Here is a 13,095-nt window from a genome sequence, read left to right as displayed (position 1 = left end):
TACTTAACGAGGCTAGCGAGAAGCTAAACATTATAGGTTATTTTCTGTGTTGTCCGAGCCTTCAGCGTTAATAAAGCCTTCAGCAATATTAGAGCCGTCAGCGTCATCAGCGTTATCAGAGTCTTCAACGTTCTCAGCGCCTTCTGTATCAGCGTTTTCATTTTTTGCTTCGTCAGTTGTTTCTATCGTTTCTGCTTCAGTCTGTCCACCCTCGGTCTGCTCGTTCGACTCTTCTACCGGCGTTAAGTTATCATCATCTTTCAGGACTTCTATTGCTGTTTCATCGACTGTATCGCCGTCTAGCTCTGTCTCATCAAGCTCAGTCTCATCAGGTTCAGTAGGCAGAAGCTCCGGTTGCTGTTCATTAAGCCAAACGAGGGTGTCATAGTAGCGACGAATATTATCCACATAAATAACGGCTTCGTTTCCTCTAGCATATCCGTATCGCGTGGTCTTGTAATAGCGCTTTTGTCTTAATTGGGGGAGGCGTTTTTTCACATCAACCCACATATCTGGGTTGCCTCCTTGGCGCTCGGTTAATACGCGAGCATCTTCTAAGTGCCCCAAGCCTATGTTATAGGCCGCCAGCGCAAACCATAATCTATCAGGGTGTGGAATTCGGTCTGGAATGCGGGTAAGTAAGGTTGATAGATATTCAGAGCCACCGCGAATACTTTGTTCCGGATCGAGGCGTGACGTCACTCCCAAGTCTTTCGCTGTATTCAAGGTGAGCATCATCAAGCCTCTAACACCTGTGACTGATTTTGCTTTGGGGTTCCAGTGGCTCTCTTGGTAGCTCAAAGCGGCTAACAAACGCCAGTCTAAATCATCGGCATAACGCTCAAATAAGGGTTGATATCGGGGAAGCTTTTTAGCGGCAGAGCGAATGAAATCCCGGGTATCTACGTAGTTAAACTGGCGAACATGGCCGAAATGCTTGTCCTCTAATGCGGCGAGGGTACCGTTTTGATGAATCTTCCCAAAATATTCAATCAGAGCGGCACGCAACGCGTCATCGCTTTTTTGACTGGTGGCCCAAGCAATGCCTTGTGATTGACTCAAAGAAAAACCAATACTCAGTTCAGGATAACGGCGGCGCATCAAAGCCAAAATGTTTGAATCGACCACTGTGTAGTCCAGCTCGTCCGCCAACACTGCTTCAAGCAGTTCTTCTGAATCTTTATCGTTGGTTTCTTGCCAGCTTAATTCTGGGTGCTGCCCTTTAAAATTGCGTAAGGTTTCACTGTGGCCACTACCAGCAACAACCATGAAATCACCGGTTAGATCGTCTAACTCTCGTGGGCGCACATCCCCTTGCTTGAAAACTAATTTCTGGCTGACATTTTGATAAGCAGGGCCAAAGCGATATTGAGCGTAACGTTCTGGGCTGACGTTAATGCCTGCCGCAATCACATCTAAATGGCCATTATCGAGTTGAGGGAAAAGCTCATTGACTGTGTAATAAGGAAATATTTCTAGTTTTACCCCGAGGTACTCTGCAAAACCGGCTGCTAACTCATATTCAAACCCTTCTGGCCCATTAGGGCCATTGTAATAGGTCGTTAAGCCGTAAATCGTACCCACACGTAATACGCCCGTGTCGAGCACGTGTTGCAAGCTATCTTGCTTTTTAGGTTCATCGCACGCGCTGAGTATCAGTGAAACAGCAAGCAGGAAACCGTAACGAAAAGGTTGATAAAAAAAATGGTGAAAAGAACAACGAAAAGAAATACCACACCCCTTAAAAAAACATCGATTGATATTGTGACCAAAAGTGATCAATTCATCCAGATATTTATCATTTAATAAAAGTCTTTATTCAAGGGGTTAATCGCTTATCAATTACTCAAAAATCAGTATATAATCCTGCGCTTAAAATTTTCCCGAAAATCGGTTTGCCATCACGAAAGTGGGTGAGCCCTGCAACTTGGTGATTACCTTTATGCTTGTCCTTCGCGGCGCTCCAGCCCTTTCTGAATTTCGTACTAAAAAACTCATGCAGTCAATTGAGGCCCTCAACTTACCTGTTCACGCTTTGTTTGCTGAATTTGTGCATTTTGCTCAAGTCAGTGCGCCGCTAGAAGCGAACGACCAGCAGGTATTGGATAAACTGCTGACTTACGGCCCCAAAATTCAAGAGAAAAAGCATAAAGGGCTGCTGTTATTGGTAATACCGCGAGCAGGAACGATTTCCCCTTGGTCATCAAAAGCCACCGATATCGCGCACAATTGTGGTCTTACTCAGGTTGAGCGTTTAGAGCGAGGCTGCGCATTTTACGTGGATGCTGACCCACTAAATGACACTCAACTTATTCAGTTAAAGAATGTACTGCATGATCGCATGACCCAAAGCGTGGTCGGCGATTTACAAGACGCGAGTATCTTGTTTAAGCACGAAGCACCGAAGCCGTTAACGACTATCGATGTGTTAGGCGGCGGCCGTGAAGAGTTAGTCAGTGCCAATGTGCGACTGGGCTTAGCCTTGGCCGAAGATGAGGTAGATTATTTGGTTAGCAGTTTCGAAAAGTTGGGACGTAACCCTAACGACATCGAACTTTACATGTTTGCTCAAGCAAACTCAGAGCATTGTCGCCATAAAATTTTTAACGCTGATTGGACAATCGATGGGCAAGCGCAGCCTAAATCATTGTTTAAAATGATTAAGAATACCTACGAAAAGTGCCCAGACTATGTGCATTCGGCGTACGCAGACAATGCCGCTGTAATGGAAGGTAGTTTCGCAGGGCGTTTCTTCCCTCAAGCAGACAGTAATCAGTATCGCTATCACCATGAAGACATCGATATTCTGATGAAAGTTGAAACCCACAACCACCCAACCGCTATTGCCCCTTTCAGTGGTGCGGCCACAGGCTCGGGTGGTGAAATTCGAGATGAAGGTGCTACAGGTCGCGGCTCTAAACCTAAAGCAGGTTTAGTCGGGTTTTCTGTATCTAACTTACGTATTCCAGGGTTTGAGCAACCTTGGGAGAACGATTATGGTAAGCCTGAGCGCATCGTAACGGCCTTCGATATTATGCTAAATGGCCCACTGGGCGGCGCAGCCTTTAACAACGAGTTTGGTCGCCCGAATATTCTTGGCTATTTCCGTACCTACGAGCAACAAGTGACCAGCTTTAATGGCGAAGAAGTGCGCGGTTATCACAAACCCATCATGTTGGCGGGTGGGTTAGGTAATATTCGTAAGCAACATACTCAAAAAGGTGAAATAACCATTGGGGCCAAGCTTATCGCCCTGGGCGGCCCGGCCATGAACATTGGTTTAGGCGGCGGCGCGGCATCGTCAATGGCATCTGGCGAATCTAACGAAGATTTAGACTTTGCTTCGGTACAACGTGACAACCCTGAAATGGAGCGACGTTGTCAGGAAGTGATCGACAAATGTTGGCAACTAGGCGAAAACAATCCAATCCAGTTTATCCACGATGTGGGCGCTGGTGGTTTATCCAATGCTTTCCCAGAACTGGTTAACGACGGTGGCCGAGGCGCTAATTTCTCATTACGTAATGTACCGAACGACGAACCCGGGATGACCCCATTAGAGGTCTGGTGTAACGAGTCGCAAGAACGTTATGTGATGTCTGTGGCCCCAGAAAATTTAGCCACCTTTACCGATATTTGTGCCCGTGAACGTGCGCCGTTTGCTGTGGTCGGTGAAGCGACACAAGCCCGCCATTTGACCTTGGATGATAGCCATTTCAATAATAAACCGATTGATATGCCCCTTGATGTCTTACTCGGTAAAGCGCCTAAAATGCATCGTGATGTACAATCAAAAGCACTGACTGGCAGTGCTTTTGATGTTAGCAATATCGATTTAGATGAAGCCGCACTGCGTCTGTTACATTTGCCCGCGGTTGCTGAGAAAACCTTTTTGATCACCATAGGCGATCGCTCGGTAACGGGCTTGGTAAATCGTGACCAAATGGTAGGCCCCTGGCAAATCCCTGTGGCCGATGTAGCCGTCACTGCTGCGGCTTTTGATTCATATCAGGGTGAGGCGATGTCTTTAGGCGAGCGCACACCAGCTGCGTTATTAAACTATGGTGCATCTGCGCGATTAGCTGTAGGCGAAGCCTTGACTAACATTGCCGCTGCCGATATCGGCGACTTAAAACGTATTAAATTATCAGCTAACTGGATGGCTGCAGCTGGTCACCCAGGGGAAGATGCGGGCCTTTACGAAGCGGTCAAAGCGGTTGGTGAAGAGTTATGCCCAGCCCTAGGATTGACTATTCCAGTGGGCAAAGACTCTATGTCTATGAAGACCCAGTGGCAAGATGCACAAGGCGATAAGGCTGTTACTTCGCCCATGTCATTGGTGATCACCGCTTTTGGTGCGGTGAAGGATGTGCGTAAAACCTTGACCCCAGAATTGACAACAAAAGGCGATACGCGCCTGATGTTAATCGATTTGGGCGCAGGTCAAAATCGCATGGGGGCATCCTGTTTAGCGCAGGTATATCAACAGTTGGGCGATAAAACGCCAGATGTAGATTCTCCAGAGTTGCTCAAAGGCTTCTTTTTAGCGATGCAACAGTTGGTGAACGAAAAAGCATTGCATGCTTATCATGACCGTTCTGACGGCGGCTTGTTTACTACTCTAGTGGAAATGGCGTTCGCCGGTAATACTGGCTTGGATGTTAAGCTAGATGCATTAGCCGGTGACAATGCTAGCGCCTTGTTTAATGAAGAGTTAGGCGCGGTTATTCAGTTCAATGCAGATAAACTAAACCAGGTAGAAGCAGTATTAGCTGCCAATGGCTTATCGGACGTGAGCCATGTCATTGGAACGTTATCAGATGATGATCAAATTCGTTTTTCTCGCGAAGGTAAGCCTGTGCTGCAAAATAGTCGCGGGGTGTATCGTAATGCATGGGCGCAAACTACGCATCATATGCAGCGTTTGCGTGACAACCCAGAATGCGCAGAGCAAGAACTGGCGAGCAAAAACGACCTGAATAACCCAGGTTTGCACGCTGTACTTTCTTTCGATGTGAATGAAGATGTTGCGGCGCCGTATATCGCAAAAGGTACCGCCCCTAAAATGGCGATATTGCGCGAACAGGGCGTGAACTCACATGTTGAAATGGCTGCTGCATTTGACCGCGCAGGCTTTGCTTCAGTGGATGTGCACATGAGTGACATACTCGCCGGTCGGGTGTCACTTAGTGAATTCCAAGGCTTAGTGGCCTGTGGTGGTTTTTCTTATGGTGATGTATTAGGTGCTGGGGAAGGTTGGGCGAAGTCTATTTTGTTCAACGCCATGGCGCGTGATGAATTCTCAGCGTTCTTCGAGCGTAACGAAACTTTTAGCCTTGGTGTGTGTAATGGCTGTCAGATGTTATCGAATCTTAAGTCGCTAATACCTGGGGCTGAACTTTGGCCGCATTTCGTGACCAATCAATCTGAGCGTTTTGAAGCCCGTGTTGCTATGCTTGAAGTGCAAGACTCCCCGTCGATATTCTTCAAAGGCATGCAAGGTTCAAAAATGCCAATTGCGATATCCCATGGTGAAGGGCGTGCTGAATTTGCTCAACCTTCGGGCTTGGAAGCTGCGCTAAATAGCAATACTGTTGCCCTGCGATACATTGATAACTACGGCAAGATTACTGAGCAATATCCGGCAAACCCGAATGGCTCTCCTGCAGGACTTTCAGGTTTAACTTCAAAGGATGGCCGCGCAACCATCATGATGCCGCACCCTGAACGTGTGTTTAGAACGGTGGCCAACTCTTGGCACCCGGACGATTGGCAAGAAGATAGCCCGTGGATGCGAATGTTTAGAAACGCCCGTGTTTATTTGGGGTAAGTCAGGCGAAGAAGTCCTTAGGTAAATATTACACCCTATAAAGAAAGCCCCGAATTTGGGGCTTTTTTGAATTTCTTTTTTAGTATTAGAGGTTTACGACTTTTGTTTAGTTTCTCTGTCGCAAAAAACAATCAATGTTTAAAAAATAAACAAAAAGTTCCCGAGAGAGAAATTTTTTTTATTCTTTCAATTTACTGATTTTACTTAATAAAAACTTGTAACCTGAGCAAAAGCTGATTATTATTCGTTCGTTTCTTGACAGAACTTTGCAATTCTGCTTGTGAAAAGGATGTTAAGACTTTAGGGCAGGATGCAAGTACCCCATAAAATAATAAGAGACTGATATGAATCGTTCATCTAAAGGTTTTGGTTTGGCAGGCGTGTTAGCAACTGTCGTATTTCTCATTGTTGCCGCTATATTTAGCGCTTCAGCAAAATCACAACCCGTGTCGACGAATGCAATACCGCATTATGTAAGCGCCCCAGCAGTACTTGCGGAGAAATAAAGGGACTGAGCGTTTTCAGCTTTGCCACTTTGTTGTGCTTGATCAACTGTGTTGAACGTTATTGATCAGCCAGATAACGTACCTCTTTCATGCATACATCTTACGCTTGAATATGTTTTAACAGCGGCTATTTTTTACGATGTAATTCTCTGTTAAGGTCTTTTTGCTGTTCGCTTTTCTTCAGTAATGCATACACAGACGCGCTTCCCCCGTGGTGAATTTGTGCGCTGTGAAAGGCAATAACTTGGGGTAATTGCAGCAGCCAATGATTAACGGCACTCTTTAAGTAAGCTACTATGGGTTTGCTTTGTTCACCACGCCCATGCTTAATGAGCATACACCGCACGCCTTTAGCTTGATTTACCATGATGGCATCAAACAACAATTGTCGAGACTTTTCGAAACTGCCAGTGTGCAGATTCAACACATCATCAATTGGGTATTTACCCAAACGTAAATTTTTATACACTCCCTCTTGCACACCGTCTTGCTTAAAGCCGAGCATGTCATCTGGCGCCACTAACTGGGTAATTTCAGAGGATAAAAAATTGTTCGCACGATTCAGTTGTTGCTCTAATGCCTTACGCCTTAATTGTTGGGCAAGGGTTTTCTCAGCTTGGGTTGTGCTGACTCTGTCATCTGGACCTAATGGTGTGACGTCACTCATCGCCGATAAAAAATCATCTTCTAAGCATTCTTCGTCAAATGACATACTGCTCTCCATTCGGTTATGCGTTTGGCCCTTATCTATATAAGGGTAAACAAAGAAATTTCAATTTACAAAATACTGACGGGTCAGCTGTGGGTTAACGGTTCTGTTTGGCTTCGGTATATGCAACAATTTATCGTGGACTCACCATCAGGAACAACAATGAAGTCAGCCATTTTAGCGACAACCATATCTGCCATTTTTGCATTAAGCGGATGTGCCGGACAAGGCAGCTCTAACCAAACCAATCATACAGCCTCTTCAGATACTCTGACTAACGTCGCAGTGAATATTGAGTCAGGTAAAGACTACCATTCATTTTCAAACCCAGAGCAAATCAGTGTGACGCACCTAGCATTAGATTTGGATGTTAACTTTGACAAAAAAGTTATCTCAGGGGATGTGCAGTTAACGGTAAAACGTATGCAGGAAGGCAATAACACGTTAGTACTTGATACACGTGATTTGACTATTAAAGGGGTAACGGCAAACGGCATGCCGATTCCTTATTCTTTGGGTAAAGAAGATTCTTTTTTAGGCGCTCCTTTGTCTATCACCGTGCCTGAAGGTGCCGATAAAGTCACTGTTTCATATCAAACGTCGCCGCAAGCATCAGGTGTACAATGGTTAACACCAGCGCAAACAGCAGGTAAGCAGCATCCGTTCTTGTTTACCCAGTCTCAAGCGATTCATGCGCGTAGCTTTATGCCATTACAAGACTCACCTCAGGTGCGTGTTACCTACGACGCCACTGTGCATACACCAAAAGAACTGCTAGCTGTGATGAGCGCTTCGAACGACCCTGACACGGTTCGTGACGGTGTCTACGAGTTCAATATGCCCCAGCCAATCCCAGCCTATTTGATAGCGTTAGCAGTGGGGGATTTGAAATTTAAGCCTATGGGTAAGCGCACCGGTGTATATGCGGAGCCAGCCTTACTTGATGCAGCAGCCGACGAATTTGCCGACACGGAATCTATGCTTGAAGTGACCGAAAAGACGTACGGGCCTTATCGATGGGATCGTTACGACTTATTAATATTGCCGCCATCCTTCCCGTTTGGTGGTATGGAAAATCCCCGCTTGTCGTTTATTACGCCAACGGTGATTGCAGGTGATAAAAGCCTAGTGTCATTGATTGCACATGAATTAGCACATTCGTGGTCTGGCAATACCGTAACAAATGCGACCTGGCGTGACCTATGGTTAAACGAAGGATTCACCACGTATTTAACTTACCGCATCATGCAAATGGTGTATGGCGATAATAGATATAACATGGAAGCAGTATTAGGTCGCCAAGACTTACAAGCCGATATCGATAGCTTACCTGCAGATGATGAAATACTTGCTATCGATCTTCGAGGTCGAGATCCTGATGCGGTGTTTAGTAATATTCCTTATGAAAAAGGAGCGCTGTTTTTAAGGGAGTTAGAGCAAAAAGTCGGACGAGATAATTTTGATCAATTTTTACTAAATTATTTCGAGCATTTCGCGTTTCAAAGTATCACCACTGATCAGTTCATGGCTTATTTGAACGATACTTTGTTAAACGACTATGCTGATAAATTGTCATCAGAGCGTATTCATCAATGGATATTCCAACCGGGGATCCCGCAAGGCGCACCTGTGCCGCATTCAAATGCGTTTAAAATTGTCGATGACGCCCGCAATCAGTGGCTCAATGGCGAGTTACAAGCCAAAGATATTGACGCAAAAGATTGGGTTGTTCATCAGTGGTTGTATTTCTTGAATAACATGCCCGAAACGCTTAGCCAAGATCAGTTAGCTGAATTGGATGCGGTATTTGATTTAACCCAAAGTAAGAACAATGAGATTGCCCATAGCTGGTTGTTAATGGCCGTGGAAAACTGGTATGAACCCGCGCTACCTCGGGTGCACAGTTATTTAGTGAGTATTGGTCGTAACAAGCTGGTGAAGCCGATTTACAAGGCATTGTCGCAAACGCCTAAAGGTAAAGTATTGGCGCAAAAAGCCTTCGCAGAAGCTAAACCTGGTTATCATCCGTTAACGGTGAAAGCCAATGAAGGGTTTGTAGACTAGTTATTTCGTTGAGTAGATAAGATAACAATCCAATTAAAAAAGGAGACCTAGGTCTCCTTTTTTAATGTCTGTAAACATGAATACATTTTAGGCGCTATTTTATAGCGATTGCTAAGTACTACGGGGTTGTTGCAGCAGGTTGATTACTGGCCTTCAATTGCTGCTCAGCATTTTTTCGCCATTTTTCTAGCTCAGCTATACGACCAGTTAAACCATTACTGGCTAATGCAGTGGACATTAATTTTTCACGCAAACTCGTCACTTGCTGATCGGTATCTATGCCGGTTTGCTCTACTTTGTTTAATAGCTCTGCTAAGCGATTAGCCGTATTGTTAGTGCTGTCTAACTGTTCTTGCAATAGGCCTACCGTTGTAGCGTTCACGTCTGTTTCACCTTTTACGGCACTGATGCTCTGTTCAAGGACTGATTTCTGAGATTTCATACTAGCTTCGAGATCTTTGATTTCAGACTGGTTTCTGCGCCAAGCAGAAGCCCAAAGCTTATCCATTTGTTCCCACAAATCTTGCGTTTTTTTACTCAGCTCACCCACTTTTACTTGCAAAGCGACTGCTGATTGGTCCATCTCTTCACCGGTGGCGGAAAGCCGGTTTTCTAAATCGCCAATGCGCTTTTGCGCTTCAATGATCACTAGCTTTTGTTGCTCAATGGTGTAGGCCGTATAACCAATGCCCGCACCTAAAATAATAATAATAAAGGTTAACGCTAACCAAGAAGGGCCAGAGCCTTTCGCTTTTGGCGCTTTACTGGGTGTAGCAGTGGGGGATGATTTTTCCTTTTTCGATGGCGCAGGGCCACGATTACGACGATAAGATTCCACATCGTCTTTATCCAAAACCATGGAGGGCATTTCATCTTTACTATTATCGTTCGACATAAACTCGTATACATCCTCTAGCGAATTACAACTGGCTCGATTATAACGTTGATTCAAGATAAATTACCAAGTCAGTATCGATTATGACCTTGATTTAACGAAAATTTAGGCTCAATGACATGGTTAGCATCCTATTCTTGAGACAAGGGACGATGCAGTTATACCAATTCCAATAAATAATTAACCACTCAGCCATTATTGAATGGAATTAGGATTAGATTAATTTGCACGCTCAAAAAGAAAGTAAGTGAGGTATTTGAAGTGTGTGAGAGACCGTTGACGTCAGAAAACTCTAGCAGTGAGAATAAAACATCGCCTTAGATTTGGTTGACTCCAAATGTAAGGCGATGTGCGATTTAACTTATGTTGATTAACTACGTTACTACAAATTCAGATTAAAAGCTGTAAGTGACGCCTACAGAGGCTGTACGCGATTTGTTGGGGCGAGCACCATAAGGCTGACGGCTAACAATATCTTCTTGGTCGGTTAGGTTTTCGATACGAGCAAAAACACGTAAGTCGTTACTTACGTTATACGAGCCAGATAGGTCAAGAATGAATGAACTATCTGTCACCTCGAAACCGCCGCAGGAAGCACGGGTACAAACACCGTCTACATACACGGCGTTCAAGTAGGTTGTCCATTTATCGCCTTCTAACCCTATGGTTATTTGGCCTTGGTTTTCTGGAATATAAGGAATACTGTCGCCAGCACTAACGTCTCCAAAAAAGTCAGTGCCTGAAATGTCCGTATCAAATTCACTGTCGATGTAGCTGTAGGTTAGATTGAATGGAATGCGCACGCCGTTAATTTGGCCTAACTCGGTTTTGAGTAAGAATTCAATGCCTTGCACTGTGGCAGCATCCCCATTAAACGCGTCACCTATTTCACAATTACTGCCAGAAGATGCAGTACACACTCCTACGATGTTGTCGTAATCGCTTAAAAAGTAGACTAACTCTGCGTTCAAAGCGTTATTGTTGTAGCGAAAGCCAAGTTCATAGTTAACCGCTTCTTCTTCTTTCGCGCCAGGGGAGTTACTTGGTGCAGTGAACCCTTTATGAGCACCAGCAATCAAGTTTAGGTTGCTATCCACTTTATACAACACGCCTAAACCTGGTAATAATACCGTGGTGTCGTTTTCTCTGTCGTCACGAAATACTCGCTCAGCGCCATTTGTGTAGCGAGTGCGGCTTTGGCTGATATCTTCAAAGCGTAAACCTGGGGTGAATACCCAATCACCGAGCTCTATGCGATCGTAAACGTGCAGAGCTAATGCATCTGCATCCTGTACGCGATTGCCCGCGTTGCCAAGCTCCCCTAAATCACTTAATAACAATTGGCCGTCTACTTGCTGGTAGGTACTGTTACGCTGTAGGCGGTCCTCTTCATCCTCGTGTAGGCGCACACCCATCTCAATATGATGCTTGGCTTCACCGAGTTGCTTGTTCCAGTTCAAACCAAATTGAATACCACGTGAATAATACTCTCGACTGTTAGAGCGCAATTGAATGCTGCCGACTTCAGTATTTACGCTGCCATCTAAAATGCCTTGAAGCATCGCGACACTGGTATCACCAATTGCTTCATTGCTATTGATAGCGTTGACTACATCGGACCAACTGGTACGTGAGAAGTCCTGGGCGTTTTCGCTACCATCTAAGTCAATCCCTTCGGTTTTAAACCAATCACGTTCGTGGGTATTGTTATAAGCAACAGTCGTGAAGTGTAAGTCTTTATTAATTTCAAACGCATAATTTAACATCACTTGTGTATGTTCTGTGCTGATGTTGTCTAGAGCTGATAAACCATAGCGACGCTGTGCGTTGTTAGCAAAGTCAGCATCCGTCAAACCTAAGTAGCTTTGCTCTGAATCTTGATCTGTGTATTGCAGTTTAAGCTCTACGCTATGACGTGAATCACTTGGCGCGTAGGCAAGTTTCATGGTGACATCGGTCACATCTAAACCTGTGTCATTGCTGCTGCGGTCAATGTCTTGAAAACCATCGGATTGCCATTGGTGCGCTTCAAGTAAATAACCGAAGCCATTGTTATTCTGACCGCCTATCGTGGCGTGGGCGCGATAGGTTGCATCTTGACCTGCTTCCAATGTGACTTGTCCACTTTGGGTGCTTGGGATAGGTGTTGAAATCATATTGATTGCCCCGCCTATAGTATAAGGCCCTTGGGTAATCGCCGCAGGGCCTTTAACCACTTCAAAAGCGCTCATTCTCCCAGCTGTGGGAAAGTAGTACGCAGAAGGGGCAGAGTAGGGGGCTGGAGCAATCAAAACGTTGTCTTCTAACAACGTAATACGACCACTTCGCTCAGTCGCTACACCGCGGATACTGATGTTTGGGCGTAAGCCGTAACCGTCTTCTACTTGTAAAGACACACCCGGCGCTTGCCTAATAATGCGTTGAATATCTGTATAGGCGAACTTCTCCAAGTCTTGCTCACCAATGTACTGTGCCGCGCCTGTTGCTTCCTGTGCTTTAAGTTGATTGCCGTAAATAGTGACGGTTTCAATGGCTCTACTGTTAGGCGTTTCTTGTGCAACTGCGGTAAACATTGTGGTTGCGATAGCGGTAGCGAGTAGCGTTCTTTTCATTTTAGTTTAGGTATCCGTTACTTTTGTGTTGATTGTGTGTCAAGCATGCTAAAAACGTCGAGATAATATGTAAAGAGAAAGGGTAATGCAAACTATTATCAATAACTTATAGGCGGGGTGAACAGTATTAAGTATGAGCGGTTAGTGAAATATGTCGTGATAATTTCACTGGTGTAGAAATGTATTGCTTATGTGGGGTAATGAAGTGGATTTACCCTGTTTCGTGATGATTTTGTGAGTAATGAAATCATTACGAAACATACTCTAATTTCTTGCCCCTTCGGCAGACGCGATAATACTTGCGGTAAAAAACACTTATCTAAGCTTTACGTCAATGGGTGTTGTTTCTTTCAAAATGAGAAAGTCAGCGTCGCTTCCATTTATGATGTCTTTAGATATGTTGCAAGATTTTGACTCGGCGTGCCTAGGGGCGAATTTCCAATATCGAGAAAAATTTAGCTTATTAAGAGCGTAATTCT

The 13,095-nt window shown here is 44.9% G+C and carries 7 protein-coding genes; 3 read left to right on the top strand and 4 right to left on the bottom strand.

What is annotated here, in order from left to right:
* Positions 1-30: 30 nt before the first annotated feature.
* The gene (gene mltF, locus GMES_RS12635) at positions 31-1,617 is read right to left on the bottom strand and encodes a membrane-bound lytic murein transglycosylase MltF (protein WP_264368581.1); all 1,587 of its coding nucleotides are present in this window, start codon (positions 1,615-1,617) and stop codon (positions 31-33) included.
* A gap of 325 nt (positions 1,618-1,942) precedes the next feature.
* Between mltF and purL the strand changes: the two genes are divergently transcribed.
* Both purL and GMES_RS22690 read left to right on the top strand, forming a co-directional pair.
* Positions 1,943-5,830, top strand: a complete 3,888-nt coding sequence (gene purL, locus GMES_RS12630) for a phosphoribosylformylglycinamidine synthase (RefSeq protein WP_006993093.1) — start codon at positions 1,943-1,945, stop codon at positions 5,828-5,830.
* A gap of 344 nt (positions 5,831-6,174) precedes the next feature.
* Positions 6,175-6,336 carry a hypothetical protein gene (locus tag GMES_RS22690; RefSeq protein ID WP_006993092.1) on the top strand — a complete coding sequence of 54 codons (162 nt, stop codon included), beginning with the start codon at positions 6,175-6,177 and terminating at the stop codon, positions 6,334-6,336.
* 127 nt (positions 6,337-6,463) lie between these two features.
* Here the strand turns inward: GMES_RS22690 and smrA are convergent, their stop codons facing one another.
* Positions 6,464-7,048, bottom strand: a complete 585-nt coding sequence (gene smrA / locus GMES_RS12625; RefSeq protein ID WP_006993091.1) for a DNA endonuclease SmrA — start codon at positions 7,046-7,048, stop codon at positions 6,464-6,466.
* Between the two features lie 159 nt (positions 7,049-7,207).
* Between smrA and GMES_RS12620 the strand changes: the two genes are divergently transcribed.
* Complete coding sequence (locus tag GMES_RS12620) at positions 7,208-9,109, top strand: M1 family metallopeptidase (protein ID WP_006993090.1); 1,902 nt, start codon at positions 7,208-7,210, stop codon at positions 9,107-9,109.
* A 118-nt stretch (positions 9,110-9,227) separates the two neighbouring features.
* On the opposite strand, the gene GMES_RS12615 is transcribed toward GMES_RS12620, so the two are convergent.
* Positions 9,228-10,004 (bottom strand): hypothetical protein, encoded by a 777-nt coding sequence (locus GMES_RS12615; protein ID WP_006993089.1) that lies wholly within the window; start codon positions 10,002-10,004, stop codon positions 9,228-9,230.
* 395 nt (positions 10,005-10,399) lie between these two features.
* Positions 10,400-12,616 carry a TonB-dependent receptor family protein gene (locus tag GMES_RS12610; RefSeq protein WP_006993088.1) on the bottom strand — a complete coding sequence of 739 codons (2,217 nt, stop codon included), beginning with the start codon at positions 12,614-12,616 and terminating at the stop codon, positions 10,400-10,402.
* Between the last annotated feature and the right edge of the window lie 479 nt (positions 12,617-13,095).

Origin of the sequence: Paraglaciecola mesophila KMM 241 (genome assembly GCF_000315015.1) — a bacterium.
Lineage (GTDB): Bacteria > Pseudomonadota > Gammaproteobacteria > Enterobacterales > Alteromonadaceae > Paraglaciecola > Paraglaciecola mesophila.
The sequence above is the reverse complement of the archived record's forward strand: the minus strand, read 5'-3'. Positions and strand labels throughout refer to the sequence as shown.